General features: G+C 63.4%; 23 protein-coding genes. 15 read left to right on the top strand and 8 right to left on the bottom strand.

The features are described 5' to 3' along the window. The first annotated feature begins 283 nt into the window (after nt 1–283). The 8 genes from LB536_RS22405 to LB536_RS22370 all read left to right on the top strand — a co-directional run bounded on the left by LB536_RS22405 (nt 284) and on the right by LB536_RS22370 (nt 4660). Nucleotides 284–607: an ArsR/SmtB family transcription factor gene (locus LB536_RS22405; RefSeq protein WP_140763678.1), complete on the top strand. Its 324-nt coding sequence runs from the start codon at nt 284–286 to the stop codon at nt 605–607. Next, complete coding sequence (locus tag LB536_RS22400; protein WP_224596394.1) at nt 604–1035, top strand: SRPBCC domain-containing protein; 432 nt, start codon at nt 604–606, stop codon at nt 1033–1035. The genes LB536_RS22405 and LB536_RS22400 overlap by 4 nt, the downstream gene beginning before the upstream one ends. 78 nt (nt 1036–1113) lie before the next feature. Next, entirely contained in the window at nt 1114–1506 is a 393-nt protein-coding gene (locus LB536_RS22395) for a VOC family protein (protein WP_140811398.1), read from the top strand. A gap of 38 nt (nt 1507–1544) precedes the next feature. Beyond that, the gene (locus LB536_RS22390) at nt 1545–1766 is read left to right on the top strand and encodes a hypothetical protein (RefSeq protein WP_140763669.1); all 222 of its coding nucleotides are present in this window, start codon (nt 1545–1547) and stop codon (nt 1764–1766) included. A gap of 12 nt (nt 1767–1778) precedes the next feature. After that, nucleotides 1779–2222: a DUF1801 domain-containing protein gene (locus LB536_RS22385; RefSeq protein ID WP_224596391.1), complete on the top strand. Its 444-nt coding sequence runs from the start codon at nt 1779–1781 to the stop codon at nt 2220–2222. Between the two features lie 34 nt (nt 2223–2256). Next, a complete protein-coding gene (locus LB536_RS22380; RefSeq protein WP_224596389.1) occupies nt 2257–2655 on the top strand; it encodes a DUF1801 domain-containing protein in 399 nt (132 codons plus the stop codon). 321 nt (nt 2656–2976) lie between these two features. Continuing rightward, the gene (locus tag LB536_RS22375) at nt 2977–4050 is read left to right on the top strand and encodes an acyltransferase family protein (protein WP_224596387.1); all 1074 of its coding nucleotides are present in this window, start codon (nt 2977–2979) and stop codon (nt 4048–4050) included. Nucleotides 4051–4186: 136 nt separating this feature from the next. Beyond that, nucleotides 4187–4660, top strand: a complete 474-nt coding sequence (locus LB536_RS22370) for a hypothetical protein (protein WP_224596385.1) — start codon at nt 4187–4189, stop codon at nt 4658–4660. A gap of 171 nt (nt 4661–4831) precedes the next feature. Here LB536_RS22370 and LB536_RS22365 read toward each other — a convergent pair whose 3' ends face one another. The 5 genes from LB536_RS22365 to LB536_RS22345 form a co-directional block, all read right to left on the bottom strand. Further along, a complete protein-coding gene (locus tag LB536_RS22365; RefSeq protein ID WP_224596383.1) occupies nt 4832–6814 on the bottom strand; it encodes a glycoside hydrolase family 127 protein in 1983 nt (660 codons plus the stop codon). 21 nt (nt 6815–6835) lie between these two features. After that, nucleotides 6836–7693, bottom strand: coding sequence for a carbohydrate ABC transporter permease (locus tag LB536_RS22360; protein WP_224596381.1), 858 nt, complete (start codon nt 7691–7693; stop codon nt 6836–6838). Next, complete coding sequence (locus LB536_RS22355; protein ID WP_224596379.1) at nt 7693–8619, bottom strand: carbohydrate ABC transporter permease; 927 nt, start codon at nt 8617–8619, stop codon at nt 7693–7695. The genes LB536_RS22360 and LB536_RS22355 overlap by 1 nt, the downstream gene beginning before the upstream one ends. Nucleotides 8620–8883: 264 nt before the next feature. After that, on the bottom strand, nt 8884–10131 hold the full coding sequence (locus LB536_RS22350; protein ID WP_140811389.1) for an ABC transporter substrate-binding protein: 1248 nt from the start codon (nt 10129–10131) through the stop codon (nt 8884–8886). Between the two features lie 74 nt (nt 10132–10205). After that, nucleotides 10206–11249, bottom strand: a complete 1044-nt coding sequence (locus LB536_RS22345; protein ID WP_224596377.1) for a LacI family DNA-binding transcriptional regulator — start codon at nt 11247–11249, stop codon at nt 10206–10208. Nucleotides 11250–11712: 463 nt separating this feature from the next. Here LB536_RS22345 and LB536_RS22340 point away from each other — a divergent pair, with 463 nt between their 5' ends. Beyond that, nucleotides 11713–12774: a diguanylate cyclase domain-containing protein gene (locus tag LB536_RS22340; RefSeq protein WP_411966565.1), complete on the top strand. Its 1062-nt coding sequence runs from the start codon at nt 11713–11715 to the stop codon at nt 12772–12774. A 3-nt stretch (nt 12775–12777) separates the two neighbouring features. On the opposite strand, the gene LB536_RS22335 is transcribed toward LB536_RS22340, so the two are convergent. Beyond that, nucleotides 12778–13668, bottom strand: a complete 891-nt coding sequence (locus LB536_RS22335) for a LysR family transcriptional regulator (protein WP_224596375.1) — start codon at nt 13666–13668, stop codon at nt 12778–12780. Between the two features lie 63 nt (nt 13669–13731). Between LB536_RS22335 and LB536_RS22330 the strand changes: the two genes are divergently transcribed. Further along, the gene (locus tag LB536_RS22330) at nt 13732–14469 is read left to right on the top strand and encodes a sulfite exporter TauE/SafE family protein (protein WP_224596372.1); all 738 of its coding nucleotides are present in this window, start codon (nt 13732–13734) and stop codon (nt 14467–14469) included. A gap of 335 nt (nt 14470–14804) precedes the next feature. On the opposite strand, the gene LB536_RS22325 is transcribed toward LB536_RS22330, so the two are convergent. Further along, nucleotides 14805–15038 (bottom strand): hypothetical protein, encoded by a 234-nt coding sequence (locus LB536_RS22325; protein ID WP_140811386.1) that lies wholly within the window; start codon nt 15036–15038, stop codon nt 14805–14807. Between the two features lie 245 nt (nt 15039–15283). Between LB536_RS22325 and LB536_RS22320 the strand changes: the two genes are divergently transcribed. The 5 genes from LB536_RS22320 (at nt 15284) to LB536_RS22300 (ending at nt 18869) form a co-directional block, all read left to right on the top strand. After that, nucleotides 15284–15598 carry a co-chaperone GroES gene (locus tag LB536_RS22320; protein ID WP_224596369.1) on the top strand — a complete coding sequence of 105 codons (315 nt, stop codon included), beginning with the start codon at nt 15284–15286 and terminating at the stop codon, nt 15596–15598. Nucleotides 15599–15657: 59 nt separating this feature from the next. Then, the gene (gene groL / locus LB536_RS22315) at nt 15658–17283 is read left to right on the top strand and encodes a chaperonin GroEL (RefSeq protein ID WP_224596366.1); all 1626 of its coding nucleotides are present in this window, start codon (nt 15658–15660) and stop codon (nt 17281–17283) included. 150 nt (nt 17284–17433) lie between these two features. Then, nucleotides 17434–17592: a hypothetical protein gene (locus tag LB536_RS22310; protein ID WP_224596363.1), complete on the top strand. Its 159-nt coding sequence runs from the start codon at nt 17434–17436 to the stop codon at nt 17590–17592. A 282-nt stretch (nt 17593–17874) separates the two neighbouring features. Continuing rightward, nucleotides 17875–18189, top strand: a complete 315-nt coding sequence (locus LB536_RS22305; protein WP_224596361.1) for a GYD domain-containing protein — start codon at nt 17875–17877, stop codon at nt 18187–18189. 182 nt (nt 18190–18371) lie between these two features. Next, nucleotides 18372–18869, top strand: coding sequence for a GAF domain-containing protein (locus LB536_RS22300; RefSeq protein WP_224596358.1), 498 nt, complete (start codon nt 18372–18374; stop codon nt 18867–18869). A gap of 48 nt (nt 18870–18917) precedes the next feature. Here the strand turns inward: LB536_RS22300 and LB536_RS22295 are convergent, their stop codons facing one another. After that, nucleotides 18918–19967: an alpha/beta hydrolase family protein gene (locus LB536_RS22295; RefSeq protein WP_224596356.1), complete on the bottom strand. Its 1050-nt coding sequence runs from the start codon at nt 19965–19967 to the stop codon at nt 18918–18920. Nucleotides 19968–20054 lie beyond the last annotated feature (87 nt).

Below are 20054 nucleotides of genomic sequence, written 5' to 3'. Positions count from 1 at the left end.
GGGTATCGACGGTCGCCTGAGCGGAAGAGGCCATGGATTGAGCAAACTACGTTGCGGCAGGCCCTTACCTATAATAGCTGATTTGGCCAAGATGAACAGTCTGTTCGTCCGGTTGGACGAAGCCGCTGTCAACGGGTGAAGGCGATCGCGTCCAGCGCCGAAGGAACTATGTTGGCTTTGCCGTCCATCTCACCGATATTCCTGTCGCTCCAATCTTCCACTTGACGAACATATATCCCTGCGGTTATACGTCAACCAATAGCCAATGGGTTATCGATTTCGGATGCCAGACGCTCATGACATGCTCTTCAGGACGCTCGCCGACCCGACCAGGCGGGCGATCTTCGAACGGCTGTGCCGCCAGGGAGAGCAGACGGTCGGGGCACTGACGAGCCAGTCCGGCGTCTCGCAGCCGGCGGTGTCGAAGCATCTCGGCTTGCTGAAGCAGGCCGGGCTGGTGCGCGACCGGCATGAAGGTCGCCAGACGCATTACAGCGCGCAGCTTGCCGCGCTGGCGCCGCTGATGGACTGGACGCGTGAGATGGCGGGGTTCTGGGAAAGCCGGTTCGACGACCTCGAGGATTTGCTCAAAAGGATGGACCAGTGAACGATAGTGCCCAGGAGACCCGCACTGTCGTCGTCGAGCGGGAAATCTCCCATCCACCTGAAATACTCTGGCGCGCGCTGACGCAACCGCATCTGATCGAGGAGTGGCTGATGAAGAACGATTTCAATCCGGTCGTCGGCCATCGCTTCAACCTCCGCGGCGACTGGGGCGGCGTGCTGGATTGCGAGGTGCTTGCCGTCGAGCCGCACAAGACGCTGTCCTACAGCTGGAACCTCGCGCACCAGGATCCGGCTTTCGATCTCAGGAGCGTGGTGACTTTCACGCTCACCCCAACGTCGACGGGAACCCATCTGCGCATGGAGCAGGCCGGTTTCCGGCCCGACCAGAGACGGGCCTATGGCGGCGCCAAGGTGGGGTGGCCGCAATTCCTGGAGAAGCTGGAAGAGCTTCTGGCGCGGACCGACTGAGGTCTCCGGCCAGGCCGAATGCCACACAGCGGTAGTAAAGGGCGGTCCTCCGCCAGCAAAACCTATGGAGAAAAAGCGATGAAACTCAAACTGACCAGCATCTATGTCGACGATCAGGAAAAGGCGCTCGCCTTCTATACCGATGTGCTCGGCTTCACCAAAAAAGCCGATTTCAGCAACGGTCCGTTCCGCTGGCTGACGGTCGTCTCGGCCGAAGAGCCCGACGGGACCGAATTGCAGCTGGCGCTGAACGACAATCCGGCGGCCAAGGCCTACCAGCAGGCGATCTTCAAGCAGGGACAGCCGGCGCTGATGCTCTTCACCGACGACATCAAGGGCGATCACGAGCGCATCAAGGCGAATGGAGGTGCCTTCGCCATGGCGCCGACCGCGGTGACCGGCTCGACCATCGCGCAGGTGAATGATGGCTGCGGCAATCTCGTCCAGATCACAGAGCTGGCGCGCTGGTAGGGCGCCGGGTTTCAACGCATAGTGCAAAGGAGGCAGAATTGGACTGGAGCAAATGGATACGGCAGGCGCATCGCTGGCTGTCGATTATTTTCACGATCACCGTCGCCGCGAACTTCGCCACCATGGCGTTCGGGCAGCCGCCCGCCTGGCTGGTCTATTCGCCGCTCCTGCCGCTGTTCCTTTTGCTGTTCAGCGGCCTCTATATGTTCGTGCTGCCCTATGTTTCCAGGGGACGCAGCGTGCAGCGGGCCAACGGATAGGAAGGCAGCGGCATGGCCAAGACCGAGCGGAAATCGAGCAAGCCCGCCAAGGCTGAGCCGAAGCTGCTTTCCGGCGGCAATCCGCAGATCGCCAAGGGCTATGGCGATGCACCGGTGCAGGCCTATATCGCGGCCATGCCGGGCTGGAAGCGCGAGATCGGCCAACGCCTCGACGCGCTCATCGAGCGCGCCGTGCCCGGTGTCCACAAGCCGGTCAAATGGAACTCGCCCTTCTACGGCGTCGAAAGCGAGGGCTGGTTCCTCAACATCCATTGCTTCACCAAGTACATCAAGGTGGCTTTCTTTCGCGGCCAGTTGCTGGATCCGGTGCCGCCGGTCGCGTCCAAGAGCAGGGATACGCGCTATTTCCACATCCACGAGGACGATGCGTTCGACGAGGCGCAGTTCAGCGCCTGGGTGAAGCAGGCCAGCCAATTGCCTGGCGAGCGCATGTGAGCGCGCTATTTCCAGCGTTCGAAGGAGAAACGACATGACGACCACCGGACTGCAGGACAGCAAAACTCCCTCCGAGCTGATCGACGGCAGGATCAGGGAATTGGGCGACTGGCGCGGCGAGATGCTGGGCCGGCTGCGCGCGCTGATCCATCAAGCCGATCCCGATGTGGTCGAGACGTGGAAATGGCGCGGCGTGCCGGTGTGGGAGGATGCCGGCATGATCTGCACCGGCGAGACCTACAAGGCCGTCGTCAAGCTGACCTTCGCCAAGGGGGCCGCGCTGCCCGATCCCGCACGCCTGTTCAACTCCAGCCTCGAAGGCAATACGCGCCGCGCCATCGATTTCCAGAAAGGCGAAGAGGTCAACGAGGAGGCCTTCAAGGCGCTGGTACACGCCGCCGTGGCGCTGAACAAGTCGAAGGCGCGGCGTTAAATCCGCTGCGTCACGGTCCTATCATTTAGCGGTCGCCGTCGGTGCTGCCCCTCACCTGCCTGCCGGCATCCTCTCCCCGTATAGTGACGGGGAGAGGGACGCTATCGTGGCTGCTTTCGCCAATTGTCCACGTTGCAATAAATGCGCCGGCGTTGCGGTAGCGCCTCTCGCCCCGTTTGCGGGGAGAGATGTCCGGCAGGACAGTGAGGGGCAGCGCCGACGTAGAAGAAAGGCGCGTTTACGATCTGGGAAGCTTGATGGTGGTAGACATCGCCGGATGATGGCTGGCCAGCCGGGCCGGCCCGGTCTGGATTCGCCGCCATGAAAAGCCCGATGCGCATGCCGTGGGTGGATACGGCCAAAGGCCTCTCCATCATCCTCGTGGTCATGATGTACTCAGCCTACAACACCGGCGAGTACACGGGCGGCGTCGGCTTCCTCCACTACGTCATCGGCTTCGCGACGCCGTTTCGGATGCCCGAATTCTTCCTGATCTCGGGGCTTTTCCTGTCGCAGGTGATCGACCGGCCGTGGCGGCGCTATATCGACCGGCGCGTCGTCCATTATCTCTATTTCTACGTGCTGTGGGCGATCATCTCGATCGGGCTGAAGATCGGCATTTTCAGCCGGGATCCCGCCGGCATGCTGCACGACCTGGCAATGGCCGTCGTCCAGCCCTATGGCGTGTTGTGGTTCATCTACATGCTGGCGGTGTTCGGCCTTGCCGCGAAACTGCTGCGGCAGTTCGCCGTCCCTGCCTGGATCGTCATCCCGATCGCCGCCTGCCTGCAGATGTGGGCGCCCCATCCGGACAGCTATGCGGTCGAACAATTCGCGGCCTATTTCGTCTTTTTCTACGTCGGCTTCGTGATGGCGCCGCTGGTGTTCCGGCTCGTCGAATGGACGCAAGCCCGCCCGGCGCTGGCCGTTGCCGGGCTGCTGCTGTGGGCTGTTGTCAACGGCCTGCTGGTGTATTCGCCGGGTTATGCCATGCAGCCCGTCGGCATGCGGATGGGCTTGGCGGCATGGCCGCCGCTGCATCTGGTGCTGGCCGTCGCTGGAGCGGTGGCGCTTTGCGTGCTTGGCGGCTTCCTGTCGAAATTTCCCGCCATGGAATGGCTGCGGTGGCTCGGCGAACACTCACTGGTCGTCTATGTCGCCTTCACCATCCCGATGTCGCTGTTTCGCGGCGCTGCGCTGGCAAGCGGCCTGTTGACCGACACGGGCATGCTCAGCCTGGCAGTGCTGTTGGTCTCGATCATAAGCCCCGTCGTGCTCTACTTCATCGTCCAGCGCATTGGTTTCGGCATGTTCCTATTCGAACGGCCAGCCTGGGCGCATGTCGACAGGAGCGCCGCGGCACTGAATGCGTCGCAGCCTGTCGCAGCCCAATGAAGCGGGACCTAGGCCGTGATCATAAATGCGAAATGGAAGCCGACAGTTACGCTGCAAGCGCCCATTGTGCTAGAAATTCGGGAGTGAGCTTCTCAGCGTCCTACCTAATGGTTCGATCACACAAGGAGGTCAGTTGGTGAGTACACCTAATTTCGAGGCCCCCAGATGTGAATGCGGGACACTTGAGGCGCTTTCCCAGGAACCGTCGATCCCCATTTTGTTCGATGCCGAGCTCAATGAGTATCACCTCGTTGGAACTGCTCAACAGCAGGTCCTGATCTATCACTGCATCTTCTGCGGCGGCCAAACGCCAGCCTCACGAAGGGGTGATCTTTTCATGCATGTGACCCGTGAAGAGTTCGAAAGGCTTAGGAAGGCAACAAGCGGTCTGAGGACGCTGGACGATGTTGTGGGAGCTTTCGGGCCACCGGACTTCGACCATCCAGCCGGATTCAGTTCCACTGAACCCGGTCTCGGTCCGCGCAGAACCACCGACTTCAGACAGATGACGTTTAGTGCCCTATCAGACACTGCAGATGTCCACGTCGCTATAGGTTTGAACGACAAGGTTCAATTCAGCTTCACGCCGAAGCCTGCAGCGCGCGACTGAGCAAGAAAGACCTTTAGCCCAGCTACCCGATTGGCTTTGGCTTATCCACATCCGCTTCGATGTCGTTTTCCGACCGATCCTTTCATATCGCGCCGGATTCTGACTCAGACCCAGCATGAACCGATAGCGGTTCACCGTTTCACGGAAACGGCCTTGGCGTTACGGCCAACCTCATCCATCCCGCAGCCAGACCAGCATCTCGCCGGGCTCGCGGTTATCCCAGGCGAAATAGGGGATGGCCGTCAGGCGCGTCTCGACCTTGGCCGGCGGTTCGGAACGGTAGAGCCCTTCCTGCCAACCGTCGTCGGCGTCGGCCTTCGCCGTGGCTGAAAGCGTTACCACACCGCCCAGCAAGTCCGGCTCGTCATGCGCATCGATGCCGGCCGTGCGCGGCAAGGTCAGGCGATGCAGTCTGGTGTCATTGTCTGATGCCTCGACGCAGTAGATCAGCGGCCCGCGCGACAGCGCGACGCGGCCGGCATCCTGCCGGACCTCGGGATTGGCGTAGAGCCGCTCGATCGGCATTTCGAGATCGAGCCGGATACGATCGCCCTTTGTCCAGTTGCGCCGGATCGCGGTATATCCGTCGCTGGTGACTTCCTCGAGGTCGACCGTCTCGCCATTGACGGCGAGGCCGGCCTTGGAGCTCCAACCCGGCACCCGCAAATGCAGCGTGAACTCCACCGGCGATTGCGGCTCGACCGCGATCTCGACGGCACCATCCCAGGGATAGCGGCTCGCCTGCGTCAGCGTTACCGGCGTGCCCGACATGTCGAAGCGGGCGGTGGAATCGCCATAGAGATGAACCGCAAGTGCGTCGTCCGCCAGGCTGTAGAAATAGCTGCCGATGGAGGCCACCATGCGGCCGACATTGGGCGGGCAGCAAGGGCAGCGGTGCCATTTCCACCTGTTATGCTTGCCCTGGCTTTCCAGCGGGTTCTCGTAGAAGAACAGCGAGCCGTCGAGCGACAGGCCCGAGATCGAACCATTGTAGAGAGCGCGCTCCATCATGTCGGCGTAGCGGGCGTTCGGGCCCATGCCGAGCATGCGGCTCGCCCAGAACACCAGCCCGACCGACGCACAGGTCTCGGCATAGGCGGTCTCGTTGGGCAGGTCGTAGTCGCTGGTGAAACCCTCATTGTGCGCCGACGGCCCGAGCCCGCCGGTGACGTACAGGTTCTTGGTGGTGAGGTCGTCCCACAGCCGGTCGAGCGCCACGCGCAGCGTGTCGTCGCCATATTCGGTGGCGATGTCGGCCATGCCCGAATAGAGATACATGGCCCGTACCGCATGGCCGACGACCTTGTCCTGCTCGCGCACCGGGATGTGCGACTGGCTGTATTCGTAGGTCTTGAAATGATAGGCCTTCGGGTCGGCGCCGCGGGCGCGCGCCTCCTCGTCGAAATAATGCGGCTGTTGGCCGCGCTGGTCGATGAAGTATTTGGCCAGCTCCATATACTTTTGTTCGCCGGTTACCCGCGCCAGCTTGACCAGCGCCAGCTCGATCTCCTCATGGCCGCAATAGCCCTTCTTCTTGCCGGGCTCGGGGCCCAGTACCGAGGCGATGTGGTCGGCGTAGCGGCACATGATGTCGAGCAGCCTGCGCTTGCCGGTCGCCTGGTAGTAGGCGACCGCGCCTTCGATCAGGTGGCCGGCGCAGTAGAGCTCGTGGCAATCGCGCAGATTGGTCCAGCGCTTGCCGGGCTGGATGCGCTGATACCAGCTGGAGAGATAGCCGTCCTCCTGCTGCAGCCTGCCGTACATGTCGATGACGGCGTCGATCTTCTTCTCCAGTTCAGGGTTCTTGCGCCGGTAGAGCGAATAGGCCGCGGTCTCGATCGTCTTGCCGAGATCGGAATCCCAGAACATCTGCGTGGTCACGGTCGAACCGGTGAAGCCGGGGGAGGCGGCCTCGTCGGGCGAAGGCGAATGGAACGGAATGACGATGCCGGGCGAGGGGCGGTCGGGGTCGATCTGCTCCAGCATGCGCGCCTCCACGCAGCGGTCGTAAAGGATGTCGGCGGTGCGCGTCGCCACCGCCTCGGCGCGGTCGCCCCAGAAGCCGTGCACGTCGACCTGCGGCACCGGCAGCGGGCGGAAGGCGAGCTTCGGCTTGCCCGTTCTAGCCGTCTTTGCGGTTTGCGATCCGGTCATGAACTCACTCCATTCGATCTGTTATTTGACGGCCCCGGCCATCAGGCCGCGGATGTAGAAGCGCTGCAAAGCGAGGAACAGGATCAGGCACGGCACCATCATCACGGTGACGCCCGCCTGCACGGCGCCCCAGTCGATGGCGCCGAAGCGGCCCGACTGAAGCGCTGTCATCATCACCGGCAGCGTGAATTTGGACTGGTCGGTCATCAGCACCAGGGCCGCGAGGAATTCGTTCCAGGCGCCGAGGAAGGCAAACAGCGCAATGGTGACGACGCCCGGCCAGACCAGCGGCAGCATGACCTTAATGAGCATGGTGGCGTTGCCGGCGCCGTCCATGCGCGCGGCCTCCTCGATCTCGCGCGGCACCGCGTCGAAGGCGTTGCGCATCATGAAGATCGAGAACGGCAGCTGCAGCGTCACATAGACGCCGACCAGGCCGGTCAGCGTGTTGTGCAGGCCAAGCTTGGTCAGCACCAGGAAGATCGGCGTCAGGATCGACTGGAACGGGATCATGATCGTCGACAGGATGAGGACGAAGAACAGATCCTTCAGGGGAAACCGGAACCGCGAAAAACCGTAGCCGGCGAGCACGCTGATGATGACCGACAATATTACGGTCATCACCGAGACGTAGATGCTGTTCTGGGCCGAGACCCACAGCCCGTCGCCGAAGCTGTTCAACGTGGCGTAGTTTTCGAGCGAGAATCCCGTCGTCGGCCAAGGCGGCAGCGGTGGCAGGCGGGCCTCCTGCCCCGGCTTGAAGGCCGACAGCACCGTCCAGACGATCGGCGCCACGAACAACACCGAGGCGATGATGCCGGTGGAGTGCCTGGCGAAGCGCGCGGCGAGCTTGCCTGTGCCTGACATCGCCTGCGCCATCAGTCGAGCCCCTCTGGCTTGCGCAGCAGCCAGAGCTGGACGAGGCTGAGCGTCACCAGGATCACCAGCAGCACCATCGAGAGTGCGGCGCCGTAACCGAGCTTGAACGACACGAAGGACTGGTTGAAGATCCAGTACACCGCCGTCAGCGTTTGGTTGCGCGGGCCGCCGCGCAGGATGATGTAGAACTGGTCGAAGGCCAGGATCGAACCGGCCACCGACAGGATCAGCGCCAGCGCCAGCGTGCGGCGCATCAGCGGCAGGGTGATTGCCCTGAACCGGGCGAACGGCCCGGCGCCGTCGATGACGGCGGCCTCCTGCAGGTCCTGCGGGATCGATTGCAGGCCGGTCATCAGGATGATCATGGTGAAGCCTGCGACCTTCCACACCACCATGGCGATGATCGACCAGAAGGCCGGCTGGAAGGTGGCGAGCAGGTTGAATTTCTTGTCGATCAGGCCGAGGTCGTAGGCGGCTGGGCTGAACAGGCCGGAATCGACGTTGAGCAGCCACGACCAGAGCAGGCTCGCAGAGGCAAAGCCGACCACCGCCGGCATGAAGAACATGGTGCGATAGAGATTGGTGAACGGGCGCGGCCGCTCGATGAAGATCGCCAGCGGAAAGGCGACGGCGAAGATCGCGATGGTGACGACCACCGTATAGTAGCCGGTGAATCTCAGCGCGTTCCAGAACCTGGTGTCGCGCAGGATCGCCCAGTAATTGCCGAGGCCGATGAAGGAGTGCTCGCCCATCAGCGGCCAGTTGTGCAGCGACATCCACGCCGTCATGCCGAGCGGAATGACGAAGAACAGCATGACTAGCGCGATCGCTGGCGCGACATAGAGCAGGCCGATCCATTGCCGGCGCCCGGCACCGACGAGTTTGCGAGCGCGGGGCGGGGCGGTGGTTGCGGTGATGGTGGTCATGGTTGAGCGCTCGATGCTGTTAGGGCATCGGCCACGTACCCCCTCACCCGGATTGCGAAGGGCAATTCGGGGCAATCCGACCTCTCCCCGAGGGGAGAGGAGGGCGCCGGCACGGGCGCCAGCCTCTTCTCCCCAGCGGGGAGAAGGTGGCCGCGTAGCGGCCGGATGAGAGGGTCTTGTCTCAACGCGATAGCCCTGTCGTTAGCGATGCAAATTCCCGGCCGCCCGCCCAGGGAGACAGGCGGGCGGCCGGACAGGCGCGCGCTACTTCTGCGGCGCCTGGTCGATGATCGACTGCATGGTTTCCTGTGCATTGGCGATCGCGCCGTCGACGTCGTCGCCGAAGAAGACCTCGTTGATCATCTGCGTCCACGGGCCATTGGCGGAGTTGATCAGGTCGTTGAACACCACGGAATAGGGCGTCTTGCCCTTGGCCATGGCTTCGGCGGCGATCTGGTAGCGCGGGTCGAGATCTTTGAGCGCGTCCTTGGCGATGTCGCCGCGCACCGGCAGGCTGCCGTATTTGGCGAGGATGGTCTGGCCTTCGAGCGAATAGGCGAAGTCCAGGAACTCCTTCACCACGGCGAGTTTCTTGGTGCCCTTGGTGACGACGAAATTGTCGCCGCCGGCAAAGGACGACCAGTTGCCATCCTTGCCCGGCAGGAAGGTGACGCCGTAGTCGACATTGGGATATTGCGTGTTGAGCGCGCCGATGGCGAAGGCGCCGGAGGGAGAGATGCCGATATTGCCGGCGGCGAAGGCGGCAAAGAAATTGGCGCCGGTGTCGGTCTGGGCTCCCGCCGGCACCAGATCCTTCTTGACCATGGAGCGGTAGAGATCGATGGCGCCGCGCAGTTGCGGGCTGTCCAGCGTCGCCTTCGAGCCGTCCTCCGACAGGATGTCGCCGCCCGAGGCCCAGATCAGCGGCGTGAAGGTGAAGATGTTGCAGCCGCCGCAATTGCCGGAGAAATAAAAGCCCTTGATGTTGCCGCCAAGCGCGTTGACCTTCTCGGCGTCGGCTTCGATCTCGGCCCAGTTGGTGGGACCTTTCTCGGGGTCGAGGCCGGCCTGCTTGAACAGCTTCTTGTTCCAGATCAGCACCGAGGCGTCGGCCGAGAAGGGCAGGCCGTAAATATGGTCCTTGTAGGTGCCGGTCTTCACATGCGCCGGAGACAGGCTGGCGAAATAGGGCAGGGATTTCGCCCAGTCGGTGATGTCCTCCAGCTGGCCGGCGGCGGCGAAGGAGGGCGTATAGATCAGGTCGAGCGACAACGCGTCGGGCGCCGTGCCGCCGGCGGCGGCCGCGCCATATTTCGGGATGATCTCGGCATTGGGAATGATGTCGAGCTTGACCTGGTCCTTGTTCGCCTTGTTGAAGGCGTCGACGATCTTCGGCATGAAGTTCGAGCCGTCGGCACGTACCCAGATGTTGGCGGTCTCGGCGGCGGCAAATTGCAGGCCGCATCCCAGAGCGGCAGCCGTCAGGGCCAGTTTGGCAATCAAAGTCCTCATGTTCTCCTCCTCCACATTGGCCGCGATGCGCGGCTTGCCGCCGATCGCGGCGTTTCGTTCTTCAGCCGTCTTTCTCAGCCATTTGACAGGCGGCCGCAGGACTGCCGCACCACCAGCCGGCACGGCAGTTTTCGAATGCCCGGCGTGGCGGGCTTGCCGCCAACCAGGGAAAGCAGGGTCAGCCCGGCCTCGCGTCCAAGCGCTGCCAGGTTCATGTCGATGGAGGTCAGCGGCGGGCGGGTCGCCTCGGCCACGATCTCCCAATTGTCGAAGCCGATGACGCCGACATCATTGGGCACGCCGAGGCCTCGTTCGCGCAGAGCATCGATGACGCCGCGCGCGATCTGATCGTTGCCGCAGAAGACGGCGTCCGGCTTTTCGCCGTTGGTGTCGAACAGTTTTGCCACGGCCTCATGTCCCCAGGCTTCCGACCAGGCGCCGAGCAGCGGCTCGATGGCAGGCAGGCCGTTTTCGGTCAGCGCGGCGCTATAGGCCTGCGCCCGTTCGTGCACCACGGCAAAGCTCGCCGGGCCGGTGACATGGGCGATGCGCTTGCGGCCGAGCCGGCAGAAATGCTCGATCGCCAGCCGCGCGCCACCGGCATCGTCGGAAACGAAGGCGACGGCGTCGGGATCGGGCTGGGTGAAGGCGTAGATAACCGGGACGCGCAGATTGGAGAGGTCGACGGGCAGATGGCGATCGATGCGCTTGCCGGTGGCGATGATGCCGTCGACGCGCTTGTCGAGCATGGCCTCGACATGAAGCTGGCCGAGGCGCGGATCCTCCTCGACATTGCACAGGAACACCGAGACGCCGGCATCGACAAGCGCGTCAGATATGCCCGACATCAGCGGCAGCGAGAAACGGCCATAGGTATCGTTGGTGAGCAGGCCGACGGTGAAGGAGCGGCGCCTCAGCAGGCTCTGCGCCAGGCTGTTGGGACGAAACCCCAGGCTGCGCGCCGTGTCGCGGATGCGCTCGCGGGTCTCGGCGGTCATCCGCCCCTGGTCGTTGAGCGCCTTCGAGGCGGTGGCGACGCTGACGCCGGCCCGGGCGGCCACGTCACGCAAGGTGACGGGCTTAGGAAAGACCGGAACTGGCGGATCGTCCGATGCCATCGGGCCGAGAATCCTTATCTGGGAAAAGGTTTTCCCTTATTGTCCGAAACAACGCCCGGCACGCGGCCGAGCCCGATCGGAAATGTCTGGAAAAACCTTTTCTCATTCAAGGCTAGGCCAGATCGGGTGTGGGTTCAAGGGGAAAAGTGTTGGATAAGCTCCTCCATTCCACCACGCCATTCCGAGCGGTGGCGCTGCCCCTCATCGCCCTGCCGGGCACTTCTCCCCGTATAGTGACGGGGAGAAGGGGCGGCCGCGACCTCGGCGCCCTCTTTTGCAACGTTGGCGATTGGCGAAGCCATCAATAAGCGCCCCTCTCCCCGTCCCTATACGGGGAGAGGATGCCGGCAGGCAGATGAGGGGCGGCGCCGACTTCGACAATCGCTCCATCAAAACCAGGCCTGCCGTCAGCGAAGTTTTAAGGGCTGTTGCGCCATGGTGGTCGCCCGCCAGGAGTTCCTCCATGCCCGATGCATCCTGCACTCCGAAAGACCCGGCCTCGCTACCCGGCAAGCGGATGGGGCAAGGCAGCGCCGACGAACCGCGCCACGATGCCGCGACCATCGCCAGGCTCGAGGCGGAACTTGCCGCGCAGGCGGCGCTGATCGCCAGTCAGGATGTTTCGCTGGCCCACAGCCGCAAGATCTTCGACCGGGCGTCGGCCGCGGCGCGCATCGGCGTGTGGGAATGCAGCCTGCCCGACGAGCGACTTACCTGGACCGACGTGGTCTACGACCTGTTCGACCTGCCGCGCGGCTCGGTGCTCGACCGCGGCGAGATCATCAAGTGCTATCCGGCTGAATCGCGCAAGGCACTGGATAGTCTGCGCGGCCGGGCCATTGCCGAGCGCAGCGGCTTCACCCTCGATGCCGAGATCACGACCGTGGCCGGGCATCGCCGCTGGATCCGCATCACCGCCACCGTCGAATGCGAGGCTGACGTGCCCGTGCGCATCTTCGGCATGAAGCAGGACATCACCGAGGAAAAAATCCTCTCGGACCGGATGCGCTATCTGGCCGAATTCGACGCCATGACCGGGCTTGCCAACCGCGCCCGCTTCCAGGCGCGGCTCGGGCATACGGAGGAGGGCCGACCCGTCGGCGCGCTGCTTTTGATCGACCTCGACGGCTTCAAGGCCGTCAACGACACATTCGGCCATGTCGTCGGCGACGAGTGCCTGAAGGCCGCGGCAGAACGCCTTGCCGGCGGTTGCGGCGAGGCCGAACTGGTGGCGCGCGTCGGCGGCGACGAGTTCGCGGTGCTGCTTGGGCCGCATCTCGATCGAGCTGCCGTCTCCGGCATGGCGCGCCATCTCATCGAGGCGATGGCCAAGCCGCTTCCCGTCCGTGGCCAGTCGCTCAGATTGGGCGCCTCGGTCGGCATTGCCTTCACCGAGGCCGGCCAGCCCTGCGACCTGTTCATGCAGGCCGACACCGCGCTCTATGCCGCCAAGGCCGCAGGCCGCAACACGTTCCGCATCTTCAAGGCCGAGGGGCAAGTGAAAGGGCACAGCGCCGCGGCATGAGGGCTAGGTGTCGTCTTCGAGCCGCCGGATCGTTGCTTCTATCCACGCCGTGACCGCCGCGACGCGGGCGAGGTGGCGAAGGTCGGGATGCGTGAGCAACCACAGTTCGCGCGTCGGGAACGGGTCCGCCGGCATTCGCGCAAGCGCTGCGATGCGATCGGCGACGATGCAGGGCAGCAGCGAACGGCCAAGGCCGGCGAGGACCGCCTGCAGCAGCGGCTCGGCATCGTTGACGGCGAGTTGGGCATAACCATCCTTGCGGGCGACGCCGGCAATCCAGCGCGCCTGCGGCAGAGATGCCATGCCGTCCTCATAGGTCAGCCAGGGCAGATCGGGGATCTGCCCGGGCAGATCAGGCACCGACAGGTGGCGCGCGGCATAGGGGGCATAGGCGAGCGTGCCGATGCGCCTGGCGATGATCCGGCTGCCGGTTTCCGGGCCGGGCCGGGCCAGCCGAAGCGCGATATCCGCCTCGCGGCGGGTCAGGCTGACATCATGGGGATCGGCGACCAGTTCCAGCCGCAGGCCGGGATGGCGGGCGACAAGGTTGGCGATGGCAGGTATCAGCACCCGGTTGATGAGGATCGGCACGGCGGTCACACGCACGGTGCCGATGATCTCGCTGTCGGCCCCCTCGACCGCAAGGGCCAGCCCGCTGATCTCTGCCTCGACAGCTTCGGCCCGATCCGCCGCGATCTCACCGGCCTGCGTCGGCCGCATCTCGCCTTCCGCGCCGCGTTCGAACAGGCGCACGCCGAGCGCACGCTCGATCGCGCGCAGGCGGCGCGCTACCGTTGTCGGATCCAGCCCAAGCCGGCGGCCGGCGGCGGCGAAGGACCCTTCACGGGCCAGCGCCAGCACATGACGCAAGTCATTCCAGTCGAGATCGTGCATTTTTGCAGCTTTGCCAGGAGATATTTCAGGATGATGCTGTGAGAATGCTGCGGTAAGGTCGCTGTGTCCATCCCTGGAGAGAAGCGCGCCGTCGCTTTCATCGCCGGCCTGGCGCGCGGGTTTTCCGGCTTCGGTGCGGCCCTGATTTTCATGCCGCTGGCAAGCTCGATCATCGGGCCGAAATCGACGGCCCCGCTGTTGCTGATCATCGATGCGGTCGCGGCCCTTGGCCTGCTGCCGCGCGGCTGGCTGTTGGCCGACCGACCAAGTGTCGGCACGATGACGCTCGGCGCGCTGGTCGGCGTCCCGCTCGGCACCTATGCGCTGACGCGGATGGACCCGCTGGCGCTGCGCTGGGGCATCATTGTGCTGGTGGTGGTGCTGCTTGGCCTTCTGATGTCGGGTTGGCGATACCATGGCCGCCCTGCAACGACGCTGACGGTCGGCGTCGGCTGGCTCGCCGGCTTTTTCTCCGGCGCCGCTCAGGTCGGCGGCCCGCCGGTCGTGGCCTATTGGCTTGGCGGAGGCGGCAATGGCGAAGTCGTGCGCGCCAACATCATCCTGTATTTCGCCTTGTCGAGCGCACTGGCGGCGGCCAGTTACCTTGCGGGCGGGCTGATCACGCGGCCCGTCCTCGCCCTGGCGCTGGCGGCGGGCCCATCCTACGGGCTTGGTCTCTATCTCGGCTCGCATCTGTTTGGCCGCACGAGCGAACGCGGCTATCGCTGGGCCTGCTATGGTCTGATCGCAATGGCGTCGATCGTTAGCCTTCCGGTGCTGGATTCCATGCTGGGCCGATGAGCGGCTCCGCCCTATGCCATCAAGACGGCCGGCGGGCTGCGACGAAGCGGAGCGGCAACTGCCCGCTAGTTCGACTGCGATGGCCGCGTGGCGGAGCGGCTACGCTGGAGACTGCAGATATCCGAAGCCTCGGTTCGATCCCCAGGCGAGGCCTCCAAAGAACCTCCCCAGGAATTATTCCTTTGCCCTCTCAGCCGAATCGTCGGCTGCCAACACATAGATGCTCTCGCGGGAGCGACCGTAGACCTTCGACGCTGCTCTCGGTGTCGAATGTGGCTAGGTAGCCTGCTTCATTGTCGTTTCCCAAAGCCGAGGCCACTTTTGGGCGACATGCATCAGGCCTTCTTTACCGCCCGTTTCTTCTTCGGTGCCGGGTTCTGGGCTTCCGCCATGCGGTCGGCTTCTTCCTTGGCCAGCCGCAACTCTCTCAGTCGTTTCGTCTTGATCTCCCTGGCCCGCGCCTCGGACATGTATTCAGCGGTTGCCTTGTTGTGCTCGGCCGTCTTCTTCTGCTTGTCGACAAAGCGGGCTTGGGCTTTTTCCATCAGAGTGTGATTGCCATCGGCCATCGAACAAATCTCCTTCATGCTGAAATCGTGAAAACGAACTTGTCAGATAAATAGGGGCTCGGCAGGAAAAATTCAATCTTTCGAATTATTTGGGCCCTTGCCGGCGTGGAGAAACCGAGCGCTGAAATAATACTTCTAATATTTAATTCGTCTCACGATAAATTTTGGCACTCCTATCTATCGAGTGCCAAACCGCCTATAGGAGAGGGCGCGGTCGCCTATGCCGGCCCCAGAAAGAAGTTCCCATGAAGTTCCGTCCACTCCACGACCGCGTCGTCATCCGGCGCGCCGAAGGCGATACTAAATCCAAGGGCGGCATTATCATTCCCGACAATGCCAAGGAAAAGCCGCAGGAAGGCGAAGTCATTGCCGTCGGTCCGGGGGCACGCGACGAAAAGGGCGCGCTCGTTCCGCTCGACGTCAAGGCCGGCGACTTGGTTCTGTTCGGCAAATGGTCGGGGACGGAGATCAGGATCGACGGCGAAGACCTGCTGATCATGAAGGAAGCCGACATTATGGGCGTCATCGAAAGGGCTGTCGAAGCCAAGAAGGCCGCCTGACTGGAGCGCCGCGCGTTCGGCGCGGCGACTGGCCCCCTCAAACTCGAACGGAAAAAATCATGTCTGCCAAGGAAATCAAATTCTCCACCGATGCGCGTGACCGCATGCTGTGCGGCGTCGAAATCCTCGCCAATGCGGTGAAGGTGACTCTGGGTCCCAAGGGCCGCAACGTCATCATCGACAAGGCTTATGGCGCCCCGCGCATCACCAAGGACGGCGTCGCCGTTGCCAAGGAAATCGAGCTTGCGGACAAGTTCGAGAACATGGGCGCGCAGATGGTGCGCGAAGTGGCCTCGAAGACCAACGACCTCGCCGGTGACGGCACCACGACAGCCACGGTGCTGGCCGCTTCGATCCTGCGCGAAGGCGCCAAGCTGGTCGCCGCCGGCATGAACCCGATGGATTTGAAACGCGGCATCGACCAGGCCGTCGCCGCCGTCGTCGGGGAAATCAAGGCGAAGGCAAAGAAGGTCAAGTCGTCGGCCGAGATCGCGCAGGTCGGCACCATTGCCGCCAATGGCGACGCCAGTGTCGGCGAAATGATCGCCAAGGCGATGAACAAGGTCGGCAATGACGGCGTCATCACCGTTGAGGAAGCCAAGACCGCCGACACCGAACTCGACGTCGTTGAAGGCATGCAGTTCGACCGCGGCTATCTCAGCCCCTACTTCGTCACCAATGCCGACAAGATGCGCGCTGAACTCGAGGACCCCTATATCCTCATCCACGAGAAAAAACTCGGCAATCTGCAGGCGATGCTGCCCATCCTCGAAGCGGTGGTGCAGGGCGGCAGGCCGCTGCTGATCATTGCCGAGGACGTCGAAGGCGAGGCCCTCGCTACCCTGGTCGTGAACAAGCTGCGCGGCGGCCTCAAGGTCGCGGCCGTCAAGGCACCGGGCTTCGGCGACCGTCGCAAGGCGATGCTGGAAGACATCGCGGTGCTCACATCGGGCCAGATGATTTCCGAGGATCTCGGCATCAAGCTTGAAAACGTCACCATCGAGATGCTCGGCCGCGCCAAGCGCGTGCTGATCGACAAGGACACCACCACGATCATCGACGGCGCGGGCACCAAGGCGACCATCCAGGCGCGCGTCGCCCAGATCAAGGGCCAGATCGAGGAGACGACCTCGGACTACGACAAGGAAAAGCTCCAGGAGCGGCTGGCAAAGCTGTCAGGCGGGGTTGCCGTGATCCGCGTCGGCGGCGCCACCGAATCGGAAGTGAAGGAAAAGAAGGACCGCATCGACGACGCGCTGAACGCCACCCGTGCGGCCGTGGAAGAAGGCATCGTGCCAGGCGGCGGCGTCGCCCTGCTTCGTGCCCGGTCGGCGCTATCAGGCCTGAACGGCGCCAATGCCGATGTCACCGCCGGCATCTCCATCGTGCTTCGCGCGCTTGAGGCGCCGATCCGCCAGATCGCCGAGAATTCCGGCGTCGAGGGCTCGATCGTTGTCGGCAAGCTCTCCGACAGCAAGGACCACAATCAGGGCTTCGACGCCCAGAACGAGGTCTATGTCGACATGATCAAGGCTGGGATCGTCGACCCGGCGAAGGTGGTGCGCACGGCATTGCAGGACGCCGGCTCGATCGCGGCCTTGCTGATAACCGCCGAAGCGATGATCACCGACATCCCGCCGAAGGATGCGGCGCCGGCGGGTGGTGGCGGCGGAATGGGCGGCTAGTAAGGGTTCGGTCGACCTGCGGGGGTGGCTTCATCGAAGCCGCTTTCCAGGCCTGCCTCAATCAGCCACGCCGGCTGCTCACTGAAGTTCGATATTACCGCCGGGGGATTTTCTTCCGGCGCGCTGGCCTCTAGCCCAGGAGATCGATCCATGATCCTGTTCGCGCAGAAGCCAGAGACGGTCGTCACGACCGAGACGACCGAGGAAAGCCGCTTCGACCGCATCCGCAGGATTGCCGCCGACAAGCACAAGAAGTCCGATTCAGATACGGCAACGCCACAAAAGGGCGAACCCAAGCGCCCGGTGTAAGGCCGCGCCGCTACTGGCCGTTCAACCTCAGACCACATCGCGCGTCCACGGCGCCAGCTCGATGCCGTTGGCCGAGCGTGGTCCAGCCAGACAACTTCCTGTCGGCAGCGTCGGAGTGTCCGGTATTGTCATTATATTAGCTTGAGAGCATATTTATCTGGCAGCGAGCCCTTGGCCGCCGACGCGTCCCGGGGGCGCCTGCGATTGTTCCGAAAAATAAATCACTCCGTGCCGCTCGAATTATGGAGCAGCACGAGACAATGACATTTGGAGGAAATACCCATGAAAGTGACTATCTTGGCAAACTATGCGCCTCATGCCGCCAAAGGATTGATGCAAGGCTCGGACAGGCAGGCTGCGGTCAAGGCGCTTTTTGAAAGCGTTGGCGGCAAGGTGAGCAGCGTGATGTTCACGCGCGGCATCTATGACGTCGTTGTCAATGGCGAGGTGCCGGACCAGTCAGCGGGGATTGGCATGTCCGTTGCGGTGCGAGCGAGCGGCTCGCTGACCGAGATGGTTGTACTGGAGGAACTCGATATGAAGGCAGTGCTCGCGGCCGCCAAAAAGGCTGCGGGCGCGTACAAACCCGCCGGCTGACGAACTTGCCTTCTTGATCAAGGCAGCACGGTTCGATGGACGTGCCGTGCTGCCAAGTCCGACAGGGCATCTTCTTCCGACTTTCGCGGCGACTGGAATTCAAGCTAGTATCGTCCGGTGGTCGTTTGGTGCAGGGCGTTTGCGGAAAAACGGAACCGCGATCCTCAATACGGAGACAAGCCATGTTCGCCGCCAAGGCCATCGACACCTCGGACAAGGCCGCGTTCTACCGAGACCTCGCCGCGCAACTGAAGGCATTGCTGGAGGGCGAGGGCGTTTCGATCGCCAACGCCGCCAACACCTCGGCGCTGATTTTCCAGATGGTGCCCGACCTCAACTGGGCCGGCTTCTACTTCCTGGCATCGGACGAGGAACTGGTGCTCGGCCCTTTCCAGGGCAAGCCGGCCTGCGTGCGCATCGCTGTCGGCAACGGCGTGTGCGGAACGGCGGTCGAGCTCGGCACCTCGATGCTGATCAAGGACGTGCATGATTTCCCCGGCCACATCGCCTGCGACGCCGCCTCGCGCTCCGAGCTGGTGGTGCTGCTGGAAGATGAGGAGGGCGTCTTCGGCGTGCTCGATCTCGACAGCCCGACGCCCGGCCGTTTCGACAGTGCCGACCAGGCCGGCATCGAGGCGCTGGCGGCGATCTATGTCGCGGCGAGTTCGTTCCAGGACTGAGCGCTCGCCATTGAGATAAGCGTCGCCGCAGAGTGCTGCCTTGCAAGCCTATGGTTCTGCCTTCAGCGCGCGCGTGAAGGCAGCGCGTGCCATCTCGATTAGCTGCGCATGAATCTGGCCGCGTGATCGGCCCGCGCCGTCGTCGCATACGGGATCGCCGATTTCTTGGGATATGATCAGCGCCGGCGCGCCGGGCTTGCACTCCCCGAACATGCTGAAATGGCTGGCATCCCCGATCGTCGCATAGCTGGCATTGGGGATCGCCTTGGCGATGCCCGACGCATCGGCCGTCGCGGGAATTTTCCCCGGCTGGCCAAGATTGACGATATCGACCGGGATTTTGATGCCGGAAAAGCTCCCGGCTTCAAAGACATCCGATGGCGCGGGGTCGATCGCCATGACGAAGCGGACGCGCCGGTCGCTGTTGTCCCGTCCGGCGAACCGCATGTCCATGGTGTGGAGGTCGACACCGCTTTGCCTCACCCAACCGCATAGCGAGGCGTTGAGCAGGTCGGTATCACAATAGGCCGCCAGCAGCTTCGGGTCGAGACGCGCGCCGGCAATGGCCAGCGCCGTGCCGCCGCCCATGGACAGGCCAAGGGCGCCCACTTTGCCTTGCTCGACACGATCCCGGAAGGAGGCCTCTTTCTCGATAGCGTCCAGGGTTGCCGTGAGATCGGCGGGCCGCAGCCACAGTTTCATCGTCTCGGCGGCGGACCTGTCTTTCCCGCCATTTCCCGGATGGGTGGGCGCGGCGACGATGAAGCCCTGGCTCGCCAGTGGCGTCGCTATCCAGCTCAGGGCTTGCGGGGTGCCGGCCAGGCCGGCCCCATGCGAGAGCAGGATGAGCGGGAATTTGCCGAGGGATATCGGCGCATCGCGCTCGGCGGAGGTTCCGGTGAAGAGCTGGCTGTCGCCGAGCGTGACAGCCACGCCGCCCGGTTCTGCCGGGTACCAGACGGTGACGTCGAGATCGCTGCCGCGCTCCACCGATCGGGCGGCAATATGGCGAACGCCGACGGCGTCGCCGGCATTGGCCTGCTCTTGCATCGCAAGCGTGGAAACGATGATCGCGCAAAGCATGGTTCGAAATTTCATCAAGTCCTCCGTTCGCCGAAAGCGCGCCATCGCTGGAAACCCCGAAGGCTACGGGCAACAGCTTCGGTCGCCGTGTCGATGACGCGA

The organism is Mesorhizobium sp. ES1-3, from assembly GCF_020164795.1.
In the GTDB taxonomy this organism is placed as follows: Bacteria; Pseudomonadota; Alphaproteobacteria; order Rhizobiales; family Rhizobiaceae; genus Mesorhizobium.
The sequence above is the reverse complement of the archived record's forward strand: the minus strand, read 5'-3'. Positions and strand labels throughout refer to the sequence as shown.